Origin of the sequence: Helicobacter pylori NCTC 11637 = CCUG 17874 = ATCC 43504 = JCM 12093 (assembly GCF_900478295.1) — a bacterium.
Taxonomy (GTDB): domain Bacteria; phylum Campylobacterota; class Campylobacteria; order Campylobacterales; family Helicobacteraceae; genus Helicobacter; species Helicobacter pylori.
Map to the genome: position 1 here is coordinate 737990 of NZ_LS483488.1, position 21117 is coordinate 759106.

Sequence of the window (21117 nt, forward strand, 5' to 3'; positions counted from 1 at the left end):
AGGATGTAGTGGCGGAAAAAACCAAGCAAAAACAATGAAAGGAAACAGCAATGGAACTCGGTTTTAATGAAACAGAAAGACAAAAGATCTTAGATAGCAACAAATCTCTTATGGGAAATGCAAATGAAGTAAGGGATAAGTTTATTCAAAATTACGCCTCTTCTTTAAAAGATAGCAACGATCCGCAAGATTTTTTGAGAAGAGTTCAAGAGTTAAGAATCAATATGCAAAAGAATTTTATTAGTTTTGATGTTTATTACAACTATTTGAACAACCTTGTGTTAGCCAGTTACAATCGTTGCAAACAAGAAAAGACTTTTGCAGAAAGCACGATCAAAAATGAACTAACGCTTGGGGAGTTTGTTGCAGAAATTTCTGACAACTTCAATAATTTTATGTGTGATGAAGTGGCAAGAATTTCAGACCTAGTGGCTTCTTATCTGCCAAGAGAGTATTTACCGCCATTCATAGATGGCAATATGATGGGCGTGGCGTTTCAGATTCTAGGGATAGATGATTTTGGAAGGAAGCTCAATGAGATTGTCCAAGATATAGGGACTAAATATATTATTTTGAGCAAAAATAAGACTTATCTCACTTCTTTAGAAAGAGCTAAATTGATAACCCAATTAAAATTAAATTTGGAATAAGAACATGACTGAAGACAGATTGAGTGCAGAAGATAAAAAATTTCTAGAAGTAGAAAGAGCTTTAAAAGAAGCGGCATTAAATCCTCTAAGGCATGCTACTGAAGAACTTTTTGGTGATTTTTTAAAAATGGAAAATATCACTGAGATTTGTTACAATGGGAACAAGGTTGTATGGGTTTTAAAAAATAATGGCGAATGGCAACCATTTGATGTGAGAGACAAGAAAGCTTTTAGCCTGTCTCGTTTAATGCATTTTGCTCGGTGTTGTGCAAGTTTTAAGAAAAAAAACAATAGACAACTATGAAAATCCTATTTTGAGCAGCAATTTAGCGAATGGTGAAAGGGTGCAGATTGTCCTTTCCCCTGTTACAGTTAATGATGAAACCATTTCCATATCCATAAGGATACCCAGCAAAACAACCTATCCTCATAGCTTCTTTGAGGAGCAGGGTTTTTATAATCTACTAGATAACAAAGAACAAGCGATCAGTGCGATTAAAGATGGTATTGCTATTGGTAAGAATGTGATTGTTTGTGGTGGCACAGGAAGCGGTAAAACGACTTATATTAAAAGCATCATGGAGTTTATCCCCAAAGAAGAAAGGATCATATCCATTGAAGACACCGAAGAGATTGTATTCAAACACCACAAGAACTACACGCAGCTTTTTTTTGGTGGGAATATCACCTCTGCTGATTGCTTAAAGTCATGTTTGAGAATGCGGCCTGATAGAATCATTTTAGGAGAACTCAGAAGCAGTGAGGCATACGATTTTTATAATGTGCTTTGTAGCGGTCATAAAGGCACGCTAACCACTCTGCATGCAGGGAGCAGTGAAGAAGCGTTTATCCGTTTAGCCAACATGAGTTCATCTAATAGTGCAGCAAGGAATATCAAGTTTGAAAGTCTTATTGAGGGCTTTAAAGATTTAATTGATATGATTGTCCATATCAACCACCACAAACAGTGTGATGAATTTTATATCAAACATAGGTAGTAGGCACAATGGAAGACTTTTTGTATAACACCTTATATTTCATAGAGGATTATAAGTTGGTTGTTATTTTTAGTTTCATAGGGTTAATAGCGTTATTTTTTCTTTACAAATTCATAAAAACTCAAAAAAAGGCTTTTAAAGATAAAGCTAACCAACCTCAAAAGAAAAAAAGCTTTAAAGAAATCATTATAGATGGGCTGAAAGAAAGGGTTAAAACCTTTGGCTTTTGGTTGCAAGCTATACTATTACTATCCTATTCTTTTATCACATCAGGGTTATTTTTCTTGATTCTCTTAGGTAATTTTTATGATGATAATCGATCGCCTGAGAGCGATGATGATCTTTTTGATATATGGATCTATGCGATACAAGATTTTCCTGCATACTATTTTAAGGCGCTTTGTTTTAGTTCACTCAAAATTTATGGGTTCAATATATCCTTAGTCGTATATAGTTCTATTTTATGCTCTTATATCTTCATTACCTTTTTTGTGTGGTTCTTAAAATACTTAACTCGGACTAGAGACATAGGAGCGAATAAAAAAGTTGATGATCTCTTTGGTAGCGCGAGTTGGGAAACTGAAGAGAAAATGATCAAAGCCAAGCTCATCACGCCCAACAATAAAAAACGCGCCTTTGACAAACGAGAGGTGATTGTAGGCAGGCGTGGCTTGGGGGATTTTATCGCTTACGCAGGGCAGGCGTTCATTGGCTTGATTGCTCCTACTAGAAGCGGTAAGGGGGTGGGTTTCATCATGCCCAATATGATCAATTATCCTCAAAATATCGTTGTGTTTGACCCTAAAGCTGACACTATGGAAACTTGCGGAAAAATCAGAGAAAAACGCTTCAACCAAAAAGTGTTCATCTATGAACCTTTCTCCTTAAAAACACACCGATTTAATCCTTTCGCTTATGTGGATTTTGGTAATGATGTGGTTTTGACTGAAGACATACTCTCTCAAATTGACACACGCCTAAAAGGGCATGGGATGGTGGCTAGTGGGGGGGATTTTTCCACTCAAATCTTTGGATTGGCTAAGCTCGTGTTCCCTGAAAGACCCAATGAAAAAGATCCTTTTTTTAGCAATCAAGCGCGAAATCTCTTTGTCATCAATTGCAATATTTATAGGGATCTCATGTGGACTAAAAAGGGGCTTGAGTTTGTCAAAAGAAAAAAAATCATCATGCCTGAAACCCCCACGATGTTTTTCATAGGTTCTATGGCAAGCGGTATCAATTTGATTGATGAAGACACAAACATGGAAAAAGTCGTGTCTCTGATGGAATTTTTTGGAGGTGAAGAAGATAAGAGTGGCGACAATCTAAGAGTGCTTAATCCTGCTACTAGAAACATGTGGAACAACTTTAAGACAATGGGTGGCGCTAAAGAAACTTACAGCTCTGTTCAAGGGGTCTATACATCAGCGTTTGCGCCTTACAATAACGCTATGATCAGGAATTTCACGAGCGCTAATGATTTTGATTTCAGGCGTTTAAGGATTGATGAAGTGAGTATTGGCGTGATCGCTAATCCTAAAGAAAGCACTATTGTTGGGCCGATACTAGAGCTGTTTTTCAATGTGATGATTTATAGCAATCTTATTCTGCCAATCCATGATCCACAATGCAAAAGAAGTTGCTTAATGCTTATGGATGAATTCACGCTCTGTGGCTATTTAGAGACCTTTGTTAAAGCGGTAGGGATTATGGCAGAATACAACATGCGCCCCGCTTTTGTGTTTCAAAGTAAGGCGCAACTAGAGAATGACCCCCCACTTGGTTATGGTAGGAATGGCGCTAAGACTATTTTAGACAACCTTTCTTTGAATATGTATTATGGGATTAACAACGATAACTACTATGAACATTTTGAAAAACTTTCTAAGGTGTTAGGGAAATACACAAGGCAAGACGTGAGCCGAAGCATTGATGATAATACAGGTAAGACCAACACTTCTATCAGCAACAAAGAGCGGTTTTTGATGACCCCTGATGAATTGATGACTATGGGCGATGAGCTTATCATTCTAGAAAACACGCTCAAACCCATCAAATGCCACAAGGCGCTTTACTATGATGATCCATTCTTCACCGATGAACTCATCAAGGTAAGTCCAAGTTTGAGCAAGAAATACAAATTGGGGAAAGTGCCTGATCAGACGACTTTTTATGATGATTTGCAAGCCGCTAAAACCAGAGGCGAATTGAGCTATGACAAGTCTTTAGTGCCTGTGGGTTCAAGCGAACTGTGATTTTAGTTTCTAATCATTAGTTTCGTTTTGGAAATCTTTCAAAATCAGATCAGGTGCTTCTTTGCTAAAAAATATGATCTTTGTCTTGCATGAAGTGTTTGAGTTTTCCTATATCTTTAATGGAATTTTCACTCACCAAAAGCTTGTGTGTTCTTTGTTTTGCCAACCATCGCTCTTAGTGGATTGTTGCATGCGCTAGGTTAAAATTCATCAAGTCATTCTTATAGCACCCATGCTCAGAGAAAATGGTGCGAATTGGAAGAATTCTTACGCTATATGTTCTTATAAGGAAGGCAAAAAGCCTATTCCAAAAAATAAAAAGACAGAATATCTTAACAAAAAGAATCAAAATATATTTTAAAAAGATTAAAAGATAATGATGCAAATAATATTATTTATTATTATAAATTTGTAAGATAGTAGGAGTATACCACCAAGATTGCTTATAAAAATTATAAAAATTCAAAATAAGTTAGTTCTAGCATGCTTTATTCGTTGTATCGCACTTGAGAATAAATGCAACGAAACTTCTTCACATAAGCGCCATTAGGGTTGTGTTTCATTCCCCCATTGTAAGCGCCTATTGCCATTTCTACCAATTGATACACGCTTTTGTTGGGATATTTTTGTTTGTAGTAGTCAAAATTTTCTTTTAAAATTTGTTTGGCTAATTGGATCGCAAACCCCACATCATTGAGCAATTTGAACTTGAGAAGCGTTTTAGAATAGGTGGGATAGAATTTTTTAGCGGTGTTTAAGGTGATGTGAAACATGGAATAGGAAGTGTCTTTTAGGGAAATTTCGCGCTTGTTGTTCAACCCTAGAGAGCTTTCTAATAAAGCGATAGAAATGAGCGTTCTGCACACCACTTCATTGTCGCAGCCTTTTTGACGGATTTGAGTGAGATTTTCGTATTGCTTGAAAGTGATGGTTACCTTTTGGCATGGATAGGCTAAAGAATTAAGAAATAAAGTCAGACCAATCCATTTCTCAAACAAAACTTTAACTTACTTTGAATCTTTCAGTAACGCTTTTTGTAACTTTTGCTTGTCGTATTTGAGCTTGTCCTTTAGAGGTGAGAGCAGATTTTGAACGCTCTCATAACCACACAGCATTCCCTCTTTATAGGGGTCGTTTTTGATTTTTGCATAGAGGCTGATGCCATTAGCGTAACACAAGCCGTTAGACTTGATGTAGTAGCTTTTGATTTCTTCTTCTAAGCTCCTCAAGTCATTAGGGTTGATAGGCGATTTTTTGCTGTAAGAATTTTCACTGATCAAAGTCCCCTCATAGCTTCTTTTGATCGTGGTCTCTTTATCCACTAATAACCCATTGTAGTTTTCTTTTTCTTTGACAACTCTCATTGTTTCATCAGAATTACTTATTTTAGGAGAAATAGGCACTTCCACTACTCTAGGTTTCTTAGCATTTTTCTTTTTCAACTCTGCTTCTAAAGCTTTTAGTTTCTTTTGATTTTCTAAGTCTTTGAGCTTGTATTTAGCCAATTCAGCCTCTTGTTTTTCTTTTTCTGATAAGAGTTTCTTTTCCCTCTCTTCTTCATTGGCTATGAGTTGGGAGTTAGCGATTAGCTCTTCTATGAGCTTCTCTTTGCTGTTTTCAGGAGCGGTTTGAGTGGCATAAGGTGATGGTTGGGCCTCATTGGCGTTATTTGTCTCTTTTAGTCTATACAAGCTATAGGGAGCAATGATATTGGGTTTTTGAGTAGTGCTATCGCTAGTGGGCATAGCGACCATCTCATCTCTTAGGGGCGAACACACTTCATCATTGGGTCTACAGATCACATCGTTGGCGTAGTTGAAATACGCACGTTTTTGTTGTTCAAAAAGCTTGTTCTCATCAATTGCCGCTCCCTTATCAAGCGTGTGGGCATTAGGATCGCTTCTTTTTGGCACTCGTAAAAAAGTCGCTTGGGCATAAGGCATGTTCTCATTGATTTTTAGGACAAACTTAGCGTTTCGTTTGTTGAGCGCTTTGAGAATGTTGTAATACCCATTGACTTGTTCTAGTGAGCCTGTGATGATAATGAGATCCGCATAAGTCCCCATCGCTCTTGTTTTGATAATGGGGTTTTCTATGGATAAATAGTTGTTGTAATCCAATAGATCCATAGCGTAGAGATAGGTTTTGTCTTTCAAAGCGCTATTACCAAACCAATCCCCAAAGCTTTTGTCATTCACATTCAAGGTGTCGTATATATCAAACAGCGCTTGAGTTTTTGTGTCATCAACAGAGGCATATTGAGGTTTCTTATTATCAGGGATCTGTTGGTGCTGTTTAGCTTCTTTTTTGAGTCGTTTAGCTTCTTTCTTGGTCTCTTTAGTTTCTTTAGTGGCCTTAATGACCTTATCGGCTTCACTTATTTCTTTAGCATAAAGAGTGTTAGAGGTTAGTAAGCCTATGAGCGATACAGCGGTTGCTAGTTTTCTAAACATTAGTTTCCTTTTTTTTCAGAATTGATATAGAGACAAAATTCCCTTGCATTTAAGGTAAGTAATGCAGCTGTAAAAAACTCATTGTTTTTGAAATTCTTTTTTCTTTTCATCAATCCATTGCATTTGGGATATTTAGGATCTTGTGAATCCACGCTAGCGGTCCATTTGCACTTAAGATAATTTTTACACCCTAAGAAAAAAGAATTTTCTTTAATATTAGCTTTTACACTAGCCAAGCAAACCATTTTCATTGAGCCATTTATTTCTCGTAAAACGCCCTTACAGCCGCCTTTATTTACATAATTAGAGCAACCATAATAAAATGAGACACTACTCAATCCTCTTTGTATCATTTTATAGGTCGCTTGTGTGGGTCATGCAGTGAGTGATAAACCACTACAACGCCTAAATTTTTGAAATTTTCTCTCATTCTTTCTTCAGTCAAAATCGTTGTTTTGTCTCAATCTTTAGTCTCTTTGGCTTCAGTTGGTTCGTTGGTAACGCTTGTTGCTTGAGATTTTTGGGTTTCGTTATTGACAGTTGTTGGCGCTTTAGATTGTTTTTTGGACAATTTTTCAATTAATTTCACTAAGTTGATATTAGAAAAAGACAAAAAGATTCCTATTGCGACAAAGATTATCCCAACAATCCCCATAGCACCGCTCAAGACACAACATAAAACCCCTGCTCCAATGAGACCTAATGCATCATAACGCTTGTCAGTCAAACTGTTTTTGAAAAAATTTACAAAAGCGTTTGGTTTTTTTGTTTCATGAGTTGCTTCAGTTGTATTGATTGTGTCAGCCATAGCATTACCTCCATAATGGTATATTTTCAATTTGTTACTATGAAACAAATTCATGTCATTATAGCAAAAAATATAAAACCATCTCCATTGTTGTCATTATGCTGTTGTTTGTAATTTAAAAAAGATGATAAAACAAGCTAAAGAATGGCTCAAGTTGTAAAAGGATCTGACATGTTTGAAGATTTTTATCGCACCACTTTCTCTTTTTTAAAGCCTTTCTTGCTTTTATTGGGTTTATTGTTGTCATTTTCGCTTTGTATGGCTGATGAATATATTAGCATAAGTGATGATTGGGATGAAAGGGCGCGAAATCAGTGGGATGAAATTGCGCGAAATCATAAGACATATTATTTTGAAAATGGTTTAGACCATTTTAATCAAGGCCAATACAAACAAGCCTTTAAAGATTTTAAATTGGCGCAAGAATACAGCATCGGGCTTGGCAGCGTTTATTTAGCCAAAATGTATTTGGAGGGAAAGGGCGTGAAATTGGATTACAAAAAAGCGCAATTCTATGCACAAAACGCTATCAAAGGGTATGGGAGCGGGTTGTTAGGGGGCGCTCTTATTTTAGGACGCATGCAAGCAGAAGGTTTAGGGATGAAAAAGGATTTGAAACAAGCGCTTAAGACTTACAGGCATGTGGTTCGCATGTTTTCTAATAAAAGCACAAATTATTTTGCTAACAATTTTAGATTACCAAACCTTGTGTTCACTAGTATGCTTATTGGATCGCGATTCATTGATCTTTCAGGTTTGAGCGCAAATCCTATAAAATTTGGAAAGAAGTTTGGAATACTTGTTAAGAAATCCACTCAAATCAAAGATAATACACTTCTTTGGGAAGATATTGCTGAAATTTCAAGCAATATTATTTTACTCAAACAACAAATGGGAGAGATCCTTTATAGGATTGGGATCGCTTATAAAGAAGGGCTTGGCGTTAGAAAACAAAAAAATAGGGCTAAAAAATTCTTGCAAAAATCCGCAGAATTTGGCTATGAAAAAGCCATGGAAGCTCTGTAGTTTTAGAAAATAACCTACCTAATCTTTACTATCACTTGGCTAAAATCAAGTTCTTTGCTTTAATCTTAAAAAATACCTTTGAGCATTTTTTAAATCTTATTATCGACACTCTATTAGAACAAAACTAAAAAGCAAAGAAAATCAATTTTTCCAACCACTCTTTTTAAAAATAAGGTATTTTTTCCTTATTCTAAATTGTTAAAATGGGATTATTGATTCGCTCATTGTTTTAGCATGAATAAGTGGTGATAAATTCAAAAGGATGGGGTTTGCTCTCCCATGGGAACACTTCAGCGTTGAATTTAAGGGACTGATAAGCTTGAATAAATTCTTCGCTAAAGACCTGACCCTCTTTTAAATACTGCTTATCGGCTAGCATTTCTTCTAACGATCGCCTTAAAGTGTGGGGCATTTGTTTGATACCCTTTTCTCTGATTTCATCTAAAGTCAATTTGAAAAGGTTAATATCCATCGCTTCGCCGGGATCGATCTTATTTTTAACGCCATCCATACCCGCCATTAAAATCGCTGCAAAAGCCAAGTAGGGGTTTGATGAGCTGTCCGGGAATCTGAATTCAAACCTCGCACTGTTTTTAGAAATCCCATAAGGGATACGCACGCTCGCACTCCTGTTGTTAGCTGAATAAGTTAAAATAGATGGGGCTTCATAGCCTGGAATTAGGCGTTTGTAAGAATTAGTGGAAGCGTTAGTGAAAGCGGCTAACCCTCTAGCGTGACGCAACACACCCCCTAAAAAATGCAACGCTAACCCACTCAAGCCCTTATAAGTTTCGCCGCTAAAAAGGTTTTCGTTGTTTTTCCAAACGCTCACATGGGTGTGCATCCCGCTCCCGTTATCCCCGTATAAAGGTTTTGGCATGAAAGTGGCGGTTTTGCCGTTTAAATGAGCGACCATTTTAACCACATATTTGAGTTTTTGGACATTGTCAGCGGCTTCCACTAAATCCCCAAATTTCACGCCCACTTCGCCTTGCGCTTGCGCGACTTCATGATGGACGACAAAAGTTTCTAACCCCACTTGGTTTAAGACTTTCACAATTTCAGTGCGAATATCCATCATCGTATCCGTTGGCGGCACAGGCATATAGCCCCCTTGCTTGCCCGGTCTATGCCCAAAATTCACGCCATTTTCAAAGCTCCTATCCCGATTCCATTCGCCTTCTTCGCTATCCACTTCGTAGTATTGGGAATTGGAAGCGTCTTTAATTTTAATGGAATCAAAGATGAAAAATTCGCTCTCCGCACCAAAATAAGCCACATCGCCCAAACCTGAATCTTTTAAATGCTGTAAGGCTTTTTTAGCGATACTTCTGGGGCATTTTTCATAAGGCTGGTTTTTATACACATCATACACATCGCAAAACACGACCACGCTCACATCTGCGCTAAAAGGATCAATGAAATAACGCACCAAATCGGGGGTTAAAATCATATCGGAGTGTTCAATGCCTTGCCAGCCCTTAAAACAACTCGCATCAAAAGGAATCCCCTCTTTAAACATGCCATGCGTTAAAGCCCCAAAAGAATAAGCGATGTGATTCCAAGTGCCTTTAATATCGCTGAATCTAAAATCCACAAATTCCACTTCATTTTCTTTGCAAAATTCAAAAAATTCTTTGATCTTGCTTTCACTATTTTGAGTTCTTACTATCATTAACCACCTTTAATTGTTATGAATTGAGTTTGATTGATAGGGGTGATTATAGCATTTTATGGGGTAAAAAAAGTAGAATTGATGCTCTAAATTTTATAGAGACTAAAAACCACCTTTTTTAATTTTGGCATTTTGTTTCTTTTTTGTGGTATTATTCGTTTGCTAGTTATAAGTATAATTGCCGTCCTATCTCTACCTAGAAATGGGGTGTTATTTTAAATTTAAGGAAAAATTATGAAACAAAACTTCTTACTTATAAATGGTGTTTTCTGCGATAGGTACGGAAAACCTTTAAAAGGTGCGGCTCTGTATAATGCTGAAGCCGCATATTTGAATGGCGGTCTTAAGCAGACCTTAGATCAGAATGAAAGACTTAAAGATGAAAACAAGGGACTTAATGAAGCACTTTATTATTCACTTTCTCTAAATCGCGAACAAGGTAAAAAGATACAGTATCTAGAGAATATTTTGGGAAGTGTTCTTCCTGCTTTAAATCTTAACTTTCCTAGCCTAGATTTCAATGAAAGGTAGGAAACCGCTCTTGCATCCACATGGGTGCAAGTTGATCAAGGCAACTAGCTTTTGTAGTTAAAAAATGTCTTTGAAGATTTTTTAGATCAATGTTTTGTTGGATATGGAGTTTTTATTTTGACTCCGTTCTAATCAAGCGTTGATAATAAAATTTAAATTTAAGTATATGGAGAGTTTGACTTTGATTGAACCAATCGATAACTTCTTAAAGCGTTCGTAGGGTTTTGGGGATTTTAAGGGGGAGATTCTTTTAGAATACCCACTACCCCTTAAATTTTTATAAAAACATCATTAAAAATCTTAAAAACAAACTTTTTTCAAAAATTAAAAAAATTTTAGCGATCAATATTTGATGAGAGTAGAGCTTTTTTTATTATAAAATAAAGAGTATAATTACAAATCACTTACAACTTAAAGGGGATATAATGAAGGTTCTATTACTAGAAGATGTGAAAAATTTAGGCAAAGCGGGTGAAGTGTGCGAGGTTAAAGATGGCTATGGGAATAACTTTTTAATCGCTAACAAAAAAGCCAAACTCGCTACTAACGAAGTGATTAACAAATACAAAGCCGAAGTTAAAAAGAAAGCGGAAAAAGAAGCCCTAGAAAAGGCGCAAAAATTGCAAATGGTAGAAACCTTACAAACCATCACGCTGACTATCCATAAAAAAGTCGGTGCGAACGGCTCTTTATTTGGAGCGATCACTAAGGAAGAGATCACAGAGCGTTTGAAAGAACAGCATGCGAGTTTGGATTTAGATAAAAAAGACATTGAACTCAAACACCCGATTAAAAGCACAGGGATTTATGAGATTGAAGTCAAGCTTGGATTTGGGGTTGTGGGTGCGTTTAAAATTGATGTTGTGGCTGAGTAGAAAATGTTTGAAGCGACGACGATTCTAGGCTATAGAGGGGAGATGGGGGGCAAGAAGTTTGCGTTCATTGGAGGCGATGGGCAGGTAACTTTAGGCAATTGTGTAGTCAAAGCCAATGCGACAAAAATCAGAAGCTTGTATCACAACCAGGTTTTAAGCGGGTTTGCCGGGAGCACGGCGGACGCTTTTAGCTTGTTTGATATGTTTGAACGCATTTTAGAGAGCAAAAAAGGGGATTTGTTTAAAAGCGTGGTGGATTTCAGCAAAGAATGGCGCAAGGACAAGTATTTACGCCGACTAGAAGCGATGATGATCGTTTTAAATTTGGATCACATTTTCATTTTGAGCGGCACGGGCGATGTTTTAGAAGCTGAAGACAATAAGATCGCTGCTATTGGGAGTGGGGGGAATTACGCCTTAAGCGCGGCTAGGGCTTTAGATCATTTCGCTCATTTAGAGCCTAGAAAACTTGTAGAAGAGTCCTTAAAAATCGCAGGGGATCTTTGCATTTACACCAACACGAATATTAAAATTTTGGAGCTTTAATGTCTAAATTGAATATGACCTCACGAGAAATTGTCGCTTATTTAGATGAATACATCATTGGGCAAAAGGAAGCTAAAAAGTCTATCGCTATCGCTTTTAGGAATCGTTACAGGCGTTTGCAACTGGAAAAATCCTTACAAGAAGAAATCACGCCTAAAAACATTTTAATGATTGGTTCTACTGGCGTGGGTAAGACTGAAATCGCAAGACGAATAGCAAAAATCATGGAACTCCCCTTTGTGAAAGTGGAAGCGAGCAAATACACAGAAGTGGGTTTTGTGGGGCGCGATGTGGAGTCTATGGTAAGGGATTTAGTCAATAACAGCGTGCTTTTAGTGGAAAATGAGCATAAAGAAAAATTAAAAGACAAGATTGAAGAAGCGGTTATAGAAAAAATCGCTAAAAAACTCCTACCCCCCTTGCCTAATGGCGTGAGCGAAGAAAAAAAACAAGAATACGCTAACAGCCTTTTAAAAATGCAACAAAGAATCGCGCAAGGCGAGTTGGATAGTAAAGAAATTGAAATTGAAGTGCGTAAAAAAAGCATAGAGATTGATTCTAATGTGCCGCCTGAAATTTTAAGGGTTCAAGAAAATGTGATTAAGTTTTTCCATAAAGAACAGGATAAAGTCAAAAAAACTTTAAGCGTTAAAGAGGCTAAAGAAGCCCTAAAAGCAGAAATCAGCGACACGCTTTTAGACAGCGAAGCCATTAAAATGGAAGGTTTGAAGCGCGCGGAAAGTTCAGGGGTGATTTTTATTGATGAAATTGATAAGATCGCTGTAAGCTCTAAAGAAGGAAGCCGTCAAGATCCCAGTAAAGAGGGGGTTCAAAGGGATTTGTTGCCGATTGTAGAGGGGAGCGTGGTGAATACGAAGTATGGTTCTATTAAAACAGAGCATATTTTATTCATTGCAGCAGGGGCGTTTCATCTTTCTAAACCAAGCGATTTGATCCCTGAATTGCAGGGGCGTTTCCCTTTAAGGGTGGAGTTAGAAAATTTAACCGAAGAAATCATGTATATGATTTTAACCCAAACTAAGACCTCTATCATCAAGCAATACCAAGCCCTTTTAAAAGTGGAGGGCGTAGAAATTGCGTTTGAAGACGATGCGATCAAAGAGTTAGCCAAACTTTCTTATAACGCCAATCAAAAAAGCGAAGATATAGGCGCTAGAAGGTTGCACACCACCATTGAAAAAGTGCTAGAAGACATTAGTTTTGAAGCGGAGGATTATTCGGGGCAAAATATTACTATCACTAAAGAATTGGTTCAATCCAAGCTAGAGGATTTAGTGGCTGATGAAAATTTGGTGAAGTATATTTTATGATGAAAACTAAGGCGGGCTTTGTAGCTCTCATGGGCAAACCAAACGCTGGAAAAAGCACTCTTTTAAACACTTTATTAAACGCTCATTTAGCCCTTGTTTCGCATAAGGCTAATGCGACCAGAAAATTGATGAAATGCATCGTGCCTTTCAAAGATAAAGAAGGGTATGAGAACCAAATCATTTTTTTAGACACACCAGGGCTCCATCATCAAGAAAAATTACTCAACCAGTGCATGCTCTCACAGGCTTTAAAAGCGATGGGCGATGCTGAATTGTGCGTTTTTTTAGCTTCTGTGCATGATGATTTAAAAGGCTATGAAGAGTTTTTGAGTTTGTGCCAAAAACCCCATATCTTGGCTTTGAGTAAGATTGACACAGCCACGCATAAGCAAGTTTTGCAAAAATTACAAGAGTATCAACAATACGATTCGCAATTTTTAGCCCTAGTGCCTTTGAGCGCGAAAAAATCTCAAAATTTAAACGCGTTTTTAGAATGCATCAGCAAGCATTTAAGCCCTAGTGCATGGCTTTTTGAAAAGGATTTGATGAGCGATGAAAAAATGCGCGATATTTATAAGGAAATCATTAGGGAGAGTTTGTTTGATTTTTTGAGCGATGAAATCCCTTATGAAAGCGATGTGATGATTGATAAATTTATAGAAGAAGAACGCATAGACAAGGTGTATGCGCATATTATCGTAGAAAAAGAAAGCCAAAAAAAGATCGTGATAGGCAAAAACGGGGTGAATATCAAACGCATCGGGACTAACGCGCGATTAAAAATGCAAGAAGTGGGCGAAAAAAAGGTTTTTTTAAACTTGCAAGTGATCGCTCAAAAATCATGGAGCAAGGAAGAAAAGAGCTTGCAAAAACTGGGCTATATCCATAAAAGGGGTATGGATTGAAAAAGGTATTACCGGCTTTATTAATGGGGTTTGTGGGCTTGAATGCTGATGAGCGTTTGTTAGAAATCATGCGTCTTTATCAAAAGCAAGGCTTGGAAGTGGTGGGTCAAAAGCTAGATTCTTATTTAGCGGATAAATCTTTCTGGACAGAAGAGCTTCAAAACAAGGACACGGATTTTGGCTATTATCAAAACAAGCAGTTTTTATTTGTGGCGGATAAATCCAAGCCTAGTTTAGAGTTTTATGAAATAGACAACAACATGCTTAAAAAAATCAACAGCTCTAAAGCCCTTGTAGGCTCTAAAAAGGGCGATAAAACTTTAGAGGGCGATTTGGCCACGCCTATTGGAGTGTATCGTATCACGCAGAAATTAGAGCGCTTGGATCAATATTATGGCGTCTTGGCTTTTGTAACGAATTACCCTAATTTGTATGACACCTTGAAAAAACGCACCGGGCATGGCATTTGGGTGCATGGAATGCCTTTAAATGGCGATCGGAATGAATTGAACACCAAGGGCTGTATTGCGATTGAAAACCCGCTTTTAAGCTCTTATGATAAAATATTAAAAGGCGAAAAAGCGTTCCTCATCACCTATGAAGACAAGTTTTTCCCCAGCACCAAAGAAGAATTGAGCATGGTTTTAAGCTCCCTTTTTCAATGGAAAGAAGCTTGGGCTAGGGGCGATTTTGAACGCTACATGCGTTTTTATAACCCCAATTTCACTCGCTATGATGGCATGAAATTCAACGCTTTTAAAGAGTATAAAAAAAGGGTGTTTGCAAAAAACGAAAAAAAGAATATCGCTTTTTCTTCTATCAATGTGATCCCTTACCCCAACTCCCAGAACAAACGCTTGTTTTATGTGGCGTTTGACCAAGATTACAAAGCCTACCAGCAAAACAAGCTCTCTTATAGCTCTAATTCCCAAAAAGAACTCTATGTAGAGATTGAAAACAATCAAGTGTCTATTATAATGGAAAAATAAGCTAGGGATAGGTGCTAAAAAGTCAAGCCACCATAAAGACAAAGTAATGGAAGCCAAAGTCATTGGCATTAGAAATAATCGTACAACTTTACAGAGTGAAAAAGGGAATGAAGCTTTAAAAATAACAAATGATTAAGAAATATTAATTAAGAATTATGAATAGAGGATTTTAGGAGTTATAAGGATGAAGCATGGCACTGGTTTTGTAGATGTGAGTATTCCATATTGGGGATATAAGCTAAGTTTTTTGTTTGGAAAGAATTGAAGATATAGGGGAATTCACTTTATTTTGCTTGCATGCTTTTGGAGATGGATTAAATCTTAATGAATTATCGCAAGTTACAGAGATTGACCCTATAACCATTCAAAAACACCTGGATTTTTTAGTAAAGCGGGGTTTTGTGGATGAAAAACACAAGATTAGCGCTTATGGGTGCAACATTTTAAAATTACACGATGAAATCAACAAATTTAATCGCACAAATCGGGTGGTGTTTTTAGAAAATGCAGTGAGAGAAAAAATAAAAAGATGGCGTGAATGCCAAGAACTAACAGATCGTTCTTATGGGTGGCTCATCGCAGGAGAAGATTTGAGCCTACAAGAATTTGAAGAGCTTTATAATGCACGCAAGGATATTAATCAGGTATTGCGCTTATTGGATAATGCGAAAGACTTCAAAGATGTTTCAGATGAGATCAAGGTGCGATTAGAACCAAAGAAAGTAGAGCGGTTTTTAGTTTTTAAAATCAATCCAAAGGTGCTAACACCTACAAAGATGGAAAGGAAAACATATGCCCGTGCAATCTATGGGGAGCAAGAGTGTTTTATAGAGATAGAAACACTCTGCAAGCAACTATGATAAGCATCGATCTCTTTAAAACCGATGGGCGTTTTGTGCGTGGTATGTGCAACACAAAAATCATCTATAGCGTCATACGCTATGGAGCAAAAGGAATTGCTAAAGTGAGTCCAGTCTTAGTTTGTGTGGATGTGGTGCTTAGTTTGGCTGATATGATCCATTCTTATGACCAATATCGTGCCGCTAAAGAGCAAACCAAACAATTAGAAATAATACGCAATACTTTAAGAAAACAATATGAAAATCTTTTGATAGAATTAAGATTAGACAAACAGAAGCTCAGATTACAGCTTGCCAAAGACTTAGAAAAGATAGATGCTAGAATACACAAGAATGCGGATAAAATGCATCAGCTTAAATTAGCTTATAAATGTAGCTTTATGGTTTTAAAATGCATCAAGGGACATTTAGATGAATATGAGAAAAAATTCCCTTATGACAATACCCAAAGAATTGTAGCCTTGTGCCAACAATACCATGAAGCGCTCACAGTGCATTGCCAAGCGTCTTTAAACTTTATAGGAGGTTAATATGAAAAGCGTTAATTTACCCACACCAAAAGGAAACTCTAAAGGGGGTTTTCTTGACAATCTCTCTTTATCAGATATGTTAAAGTTGGTAACTGCTTCTAAAGACTTGATTTCATCAGCGATCAATGCCCAGAAAGAAATTAGCAAAGAGCAAGAAAAGACTAAACAAGTAGAAATACAATCAAATCAAGAGATGATAGCTTCAAACAACAGATTGAGAGAAAAGATCGCTGAATTCCAAAGAGATATAACGGCACTCAATAATATGCATGAACAAGAAATGCTCAGACTCTCCAATGAGCATGAAAAAGACATGAAGCTTTTAGAAATAATGCAAGGCATCATCAATAAGATTGATTCGCTGAATCAATTTTTAATCTGCGAACATGGGGAACACCAAATGGTGGATGAATTGCATGCACAACTGATTCATTACCAACAAGCTTTGCTTGCATTAACATCTAAGGTGAATTAATGCTACCCTTTATTGTGGGTGGGGCTATCCTAGCAGTTGGTTTTGGAGCGTTAGCGTTTTTTTTGATGTTGAAACCGAAAAAGAAAAAGAACGCCAAAACACGCTAAAAAAAGATATTAAGGACTACACACACAAAGCGCAACAGGCTAAAAAACGCCATAAACACCAGCAAACCCTAAAGATCGCAGACCATTGTCTCAATATTATCCAACGCTATTTGCAAGAAATTGAAAGATTGCAACAAGAAAAGAAAGAGACACCCACGCAATTAGAGGCTGTTCTAGAGCAAATCCAACAAGAAATGAAATCTCTACCCATACAGCAAAAACATTCACTGCAAATATATTGCAACCGCTTTGAATACGCACAACGCCGTGCTTTAGCTTATTTGGATTATTTGTCTCGCTTAAAAACTCAATTACAAGAGAAAGAAAAGCGCCTTAAAAGTGATTTGGGTGAGATTAAAAAATTAAAGCAAAAGGTCAAAGAGAATGAAAAGGATATTAAGAAACATCAAGAGGCATTAGAGCAATTTGAAGAATGGCGTGATGAATCGCAATCTAATAACCCAAAGAATGCCGCTAAAATGCAAGAGTGGATGGATGAAAGACAAGAAAAAATTGACAGAACTCAGCACTTTATCACCAAGGCTCAAAGCAAAATAAAGGAGATAGAAAGCAATATAGATGAAATTTTAAAGCATATCCAAACTATGGAGCCAAACCATCTCTTGTCTCAAGACTTTCTTTATGTTGGAAAACTTGCTTGTGTCAATAAAAGTGAAATCTATGCACATGATGGAGATGAAGAAAGTGGCTGGAATATTTATGGGCAACGCCTAAGTTTGGAATCTGGAGAACATGAAAAAAGTTATGGGATTCTTATAACTCTTAAGAGGAATTTTATATTTTAATCACACGGCAAAATAAAGAAGACAACAGATTTTTCAAAGCTAGCTTGTGTAAAGGTTTGCTCTATAAACACATTTTAGAAGAGAGCGTTTTTGAAGTGTCGCCCATGTATGAGAATGCAATTGATTGGAAAATAACCAAGTGTTTGTTTCATGGGATACAACTTTTACTGCCCATTGCATACAAGGAATTTAAACATAAAAAGTACACACCAAGGGATACTCTCAAGGTGTGGGTAACAAATTATGACAGCTTGCTAAAAAGTGCATTCATTGCTGAAAAAGAGCCAGAACCCAAACACATGGATGTGATTATGCTCTTTAATGACCGACTGGGATCTCAAATTTTAAAATATGCTTATATTTTTAATGACTTCAATCTTAATTATTCCGTGTTAGATTATCAAAAGAATGTTTTAATCTTGGGAATCGCTCATCTGATGCTAAAATGCCGCACCACTCCTAATTATCTCGTATTGCAAGAGATTAGAAAACTGCCTGAAAATTTCACTGAAAAATTCAACGATAAAATTTTTCCCCTAGAGCGAGGCATCACTTTTGTGTATGAGAAAGAGAAAGGGCGTTACGATGAATTAGCGGTAGCAAGCGGTGTGGGTATGGAAGACATGCTAGTCTATATTCAAACTCAGATGCATTTAAGCCAATATCAAGCACCTGAGGATGATCCCTTTAAAAAATGGCAACAAATCATCAAGCACCAAATTCAAACCAATTCTTACACTCAAGTGGCTTATCAATCTTATACGCAGAAAAATCATCAATATACTTTTAAAACTACTGATCCTAAAATAGAGAAAATAGAGAGTGCGATCGAAGCGAAAGTGGATGGTTTCGTGGGTGAAAAAGCAGTCCAAAGAATAGGCAAAGTGATCGGCGGAATTGATAAAACTAATAAAGAGATCTGTATAGAATTTAAACTTCTGGGTGTTACATTCCCGCAAAAAGGTTTCTTGTTTCTTAGAACGGATTATATTGCCCCTTTGGAGCGGCAAAAAAAAGCTTTAGAACGGTTCAATAAAAACGAGATTGTCAATCAAGATCTCAAGCGTTTCTTGCTCGATCCAAAGATAATTTTTTATACCCCTCCTTGGCATACGCCTTGAGAAGTTTTATAATCAGCAACTAACAAAAAATCAGAAAGAAATTGTCTTAAAAGCTCTCAATGAAAAGAATATCTTTTTAATCCAAGGTCCACCGGGAGCGGGCAAAACAACCGTGATTAAAGAAATTGTGTTTCAAATTCTCAACGCTAGCCATTTTGCCAAAGTATGTATCATTTCTCAGCAAAATATAGCCGTGGACAATGTTTTGAACGGCTTGCAACAGCAGAGTATTAGATCAATAGTGCACATCGGTAAAGAAGATAAGGTGCAATATGAAAACATTAAGCCCTATGTTTTAGAAAACTGGTGGTCATCTTATAAAGAAAAGATAGAAAAAAAGATAAAACAGAATTCAATAAATGCAACCAAAAATGCTAGGTTGCACCACTATATGAACAAATGGCATGAGTGTATAAAAGACAAGGATTTTAGAGATATTGATAATGACATCAAACAACTTTTAATACTCCTTAGCAGAAATCCCAAATATCTTTAGTGTTTGGGATGAATGCTACCAATTCATGGTATCATATCCCCATACATTCGTATCTAGCGCAGGAAGTGCACAAAGTTACGCCTTTGGAGATATGATGTGTGAGACCTGTAGGGAATGCGTTGGAGCTCAAACTCTGTAAAATCCCTATGATTAGGGACACAGAGTGAGAACCAAATTCTCCCTACGGGCAACATCAGCCTAGGAAGCCCAATCGTCTTTAGCGGTTGGGCACTTCACTAAGTCAGCATCAAGTTTTAGGGGCTACTTGTGTTGGTCTTGCTGTTAAGCATCTTGGGATTGAATTGATGGAATTTGATGTTACCATCATAGATGAGACAGGCAGGGCCACAGCACCAGAAATCTTGATTCCTGCACTTCGCACTAAAAAACTGATCTTAATAGGCGATCACAACCAGCTCCCACCTAGCATTGATAGGTACCTCCTAGAACAATTAGAGAGCGATGATATTCAAAACTTGGATGCCATTGATCGCCAATTATTGGAAGAGAGTTTTTTTGAAAATCTCTATAAGTATATTCCAGAGAGTAATAAGGCCATGCTTAATGAGTAATTTAGAATGCCTGCTTCTATTGGATCGCTAGTTAGTCAGCTTTTTTATAAAGAGAAACTTAAGAATGGAGTGATCAAAAATACCTCGCAATTTTACGATCCTAAGAATATTATCCGTTGGATTAATGTTGAAGGGGAGCATAAACTAGAAAAAACAAGTAGCTATAACAAAAATCAAGTTCAAAAAATCATAGAGCTTTTAGAGCAAATCAATCGCATTCTTAATCAAAGAAAAATCAGAAAAACCATAGGAATTATCACACCTTATAATGCCCAAAAAAGATGCTTGCGATCAGAAGTGGAAAAATACGGCTTCAAGAATTTTGATGAGCTCAAAATAGACACTGTGGATGCCTTTCAAGGCGAGAAGGCAGATATTATTATTTATTCCACCGTGAAAACTTATGGTAATCTTTCTTTCTTGATAGATTCTAAACGCTTGAATGTGCTATTTCTAGGGCAAAAGAAAATCTCATTTTTGTGGGCAAAAAGTCTTTCTTTGAGAATTTGCGAAGCGATGAGAAGAATATCTTTAGCGCTATTTTGCAAGTCTGTAGATAGGTAATCTTTTCCAAAGATAATCATTAGGCATTATCCGCTTCAAAACGCTCCTAAATTGCAAACTTATTTTTTTTGAATGCTTTACTTTATGGTGAGCCATAACTTTATAATCTACCAATCCATCGCATGACTTTTAAAATACTCAAAGATCCTAGATGAGAGCTTGAGTTGGATTGACTTTAGTTTATTTTAATTTTTCTTTATTTTGAAATATCTTGAAATGCTTAGCTCAATCAACATTTAACAAAAAAGCCAAAACATTTTTTAAGAAGAAAAAACCCTAAAACCCAATATCAGTTTGATTGCTAAAATAAAAGCTACCAAAGTCTTTGGGCGTGTGGTGCGATTCTTTCTCTATAACGGCGTCTTTAACGCAAGCGACACGCAGAGCGTCAAAGCGAGTTTCAACGCTAGCACAACCGCCGAGTAAAGACGCTCCAATAAACATACTATTTCTAATGGTTTTCATTTTATATCCTTTTGTTTTAAAATTTTTAATAACTCAAATACTTTAATCATGTATTTATGGATAGTTAAGATTTATTATG

The 21117-nt window shown here is 36.8% G+C and carries 23 protein-coding genes and 1 pseudogene; 18 read left to right on the plus strand and 6 right to left on the minus strand.

Annotated elements, in window-relative coordinates; all coding sequences use genetic code 11:
- Positions 1-50 precede the first annotated feature (50 nt).
- From cagZ to cag5, 3 genes and pseudogenes are all read left to right on the plus strand, one after another.
- Complete coding sequence (cagZ, locus tag DQL14_RS03810; protein ID WP_000418822.1) at positions 51-650, plus strand: cag pathogenicity island translocation protein CagZ; 600 nt, start codon at positions 51-53, stop codon at positions 648-650.
- A 4-nt stretch (positions 651-654) separates the two neighbouring features.
- Positions 655-1648 (plus strand): annotated as a pseudogene (gene virB11, locus DQL14_RS03815) (cag pathogenicity island type IV secretion system ATPase VirB11).
- 8 nt (positions 1649-1656) lie between these two features.
- A complete protein-coding gene (cag5, locus tag DQL14_RS03820; RefSeq protein ID WP_108169879.1) occupies positions 1657-3903 on the plus strand; it encodes a VirD4 family type IV secretion system ATPase Cag5 in 2247 nt (748 codons plus the stop codon).
- Between the two features lie 488 nt (positions 3904-4391).
- Here cag5 and cag4 read toward each other — a convergent pair whose 3' ends face one another.
- The 4 genes from cag4 to cag1 all read right to left on the minus strand — a co-directional run bounded on the left by cag4 (position 4392) and on the right by cag1 (position 7164).
- Entirely contained in the window at positions 4392-4901 is a 510-nt protein-coding gene (gene cag4 / locus DQL14_RS03825) for a VirB1 family T4SS lytic transglycosylase Cag4 (protein WP_108169880.1), read from the minus strand.
- A gap of 9 nt (positions 4902-4910) precedes the next feature.
- Complete coding sequence (cag3, locus tag DQL14_RS03830; RefSeq protein WP_108169881.1) at positions 4911-6356, minus strand: type IV secretion system outer membrane cap subunit Cag3; 1446 nt, start codon at positions 6354-6356, stop codon at positions 4911-4913.
- Entirely contained in the window at positions 6356-6709 is a 354-nt protein-coding gene (locus DQL14_RS03835) for a cag pathogenicity island protein (protein WP_108169882.1), read from the minus strand. The genes cag3 and DQL14_RS03835 overlap by 1 nt, the downstream gene beginning before the upstream one ends.
- Positions 6710-6816: 107 nt before the next feature.
- Positions 6817-7164 carry a cag pathogenicity island protein Cag1 gene (cag1, locus tag DQL14_RS03840; protein ID WP_108169883.1) on the minus strand — a complete coding sequence of 116 codons (348 nt, stop codon included), beginning with the start codon at positions 7162-7164 and terminating at the stop codon, positions 6817-6819.
- A gap of 171 nt (positions 7165-7335) precedes the next feature.
- Between cag1 and DQL14_RS03845 the strand changes: the two genes are divergently transcribed.
- Positions 7336-8190 carry an SEL1-like repeat protein gene (locus tag DQL14_RS03845; RefSeq protein ID WP_108169884.1) on the plus strand — a complete coding sequence of 285 codons (855 nt, stop codon included), beginning with the start codon at positions 7336-7338 and terminating at the stop codon, positions 8188-8190.
- A 229-nt stretch (positions 8191-8419) separates the two neighbouring features.
- Here the strand turns inward: DQL14_RS03845 and glnA are convergent, their stop codons facing one another.
- The gene (glnA, locus tag DQL14_RS03850) at positions 8420-9865 is read right to left on the minus strand and encodes a type I glutamate--ammonia ligase (protein ID WP_108169885.1); all 1446 of its coding nucleotides are present in this window, start codon (positions 9863-9865) and stop codon (positions 8420-8422) included.
- A 234-nt stretch (positions 9866-10099) separates the two neighbouring features.
- Between glnA and DQL14_RS03855 the strand changes: the two genes are divergently transcribed.
- The 14 genes from DQL14_RS03855 to DQL14_RS08650 all read left to right on the plus strand — a co-directional run bounded on the left by DQL14_RS03855 (position 10100) and on the right by DQL14_RS08650 (position 20573).
- On the plus strand, positions 10100-10396 hold the full coding sequence (locus DQL14_RS03855) for a hypothetical protein (RefSeq protein WP_108169886.1): 297 nt from the start codon (positions 10100-10102) through the stop codon (positions 10394-10396).
- Between the two features lie 425 nt (positions 10397-10821).
- Entirely contained in the window at positions 10822-11271 is a 450-nt protein-coding gene (rplI, locus tag DQL14_RS03860) for a 50S ribosomal protein L9 (RefSeq protein WP_000866266.1), read from the plus strand.
- A gap of 3 nt (positions 11272-11274) precedes the next feature.
- A complete protein-coding gene (gene hslV / locus DQL14_RS03865; RefSeq protein ID WP_000461037.1) occupies positions 11275-11817 on the plus strand; it encodes an ATP-dependent protease subunit HslV in 543 nt (180 codons plus the stop codon).
- Positions 11817-13148 (plus strand): HslU--HslV peptidase ATPase subunit, encoded by a 1332-nt coding sequence (hslU, locus tag DQL14_RS03870; RefSeq protein WP_108169887.1) that lies wholly within the window; start codon positions 11817-11819, stop codon positions 13146-13148. The genes hslV and hslU overlap by 1 nt, the downstream gene beginning before the upstream one ends.
- Positions 13148-14053 (plus strand): GTPase Era, encoded by a 906-nt coding sequence (gene era, locus DQL14_RS03875; RefSeq protein WP_162296914.1) that lies wholly within the window; start codon positions 13148-13150, stop codon positions 14051-14053. The genes hslU and era overlap by 1 nt, the downstream gene beginning before the upstream one ends.
- Positions 14050-15042, plus strand: coding sequence for a cell shape-determining L,D-carboxypeptidase Csd6 (gene csd6 / locus DQL14_RS03880; protein WP_108169889.1), 993 nt, complete (start codon positions 14050-14052; stop codon positions 15040-15042). Before era ends, csd6 begins: the two co-directional genes overlap by 4 nt.
- 251 nt (positions 15043-15293) lie before the next feature.
- On the plus strand, positions 15294-15902 hold the full coding sequence (locus DQL14_RS03885; protein WP_108169890.1) for a MarR family transcriptional regulator: 609 nt from the start codon (positions 15294-15296) through the stop codon (positions 15900-15902).
- A complete protein-coding gene (locus DQL14_RS03890; RefSeq protein WP_108169891.1) occupies positions 15899-16432 on the plus strand; it encodes a hypothetical protein in 534 nt (177 codons plus the stop codon). The genes DQL14_RS03885 and DQL14_RS03890 overlap by 4 nt, the downstream gene beginning before the upstream one ends.
- A 1-nt stretch (position 16433) precedes the next feature.
- A complete protein-coding gene (locus tag DQL14_RS08535) occupies positions 16434-16907 on the plus strand; it encodes a hypothetical protein (protein WP_172953005.1) in 474 nt (157 codons plus the stop codon).
- 217 nt (positions 16908-17124) lie between these two features.
- Positions 17125-17820, plus strand: a complete 696-nt coding sequence (locus tag DQL14_RS03900) for a hypothetical protein (protein WP_231952913.1) — start codon at positions 17125-17127, stop codon at positions 17818-17820.
- A gap of 56 nt (positions 17821-17876) precedes the next feature.
- Entirely contained in the window at positions 17877-18941 is a 1065-nt protein-coding gene (locus tag DQL14_RS03905) for a hypothetical protein (RefSeq protein WP_231952915.1), read from the plus strand.
- Positions 18942-19011: 70 nt separating this feature from the next.
- Positions 19012-19437, plus strand: coding sequence for an AAA domain-containing protein (locus tag DQL14_RS08640; protein ID WP_305877658.1), 426 nt, complete (start codon positions 19012-19014; stop codon positions 19435-19437).
- A 224-nt stretch (positions 19438-19661) separates the two neighbouring features.
- A complete protein-coding gene (locus DQL14_RS08645; protein ID WP_227998476.1) occupies positions 19662-20009 on the plus strand; it encodes an AAA domain-containing protein in 348 nt (115 codons plus the stop codon).
- Positions 20010-20015: 6 nt separating this feature from the next.
- Complete coding sequence (locus tag DQL14_RS08650) at positions 20016-20573, plus strand: AAA domain-containing protein (RefSeq protein WP_231952917.1); 558 nt, start codon at positions 20016-20018, stop codon at positions 20571-20573.
- A 276-nt stretch (positions 20574-20849) separates the two neighbouring features.
- On the opposite strand, the gene DQL14_RS03920 is transcribed toward DQL14_RS08650, so the two are convergent.
- The gene (locus tag DQL14_RS03920; protein WP_108169892.1) at positions 20850-21038 is read right to left on the minus strand and encodes an urease-enhancing factor; all 189 of its coding nucleotides are present in this window, start codon (positions 21036-21038) and stop codon (positions 20850-20852) included.
- Positions 21039-21117: the final 79 nt, after the last annotated feature.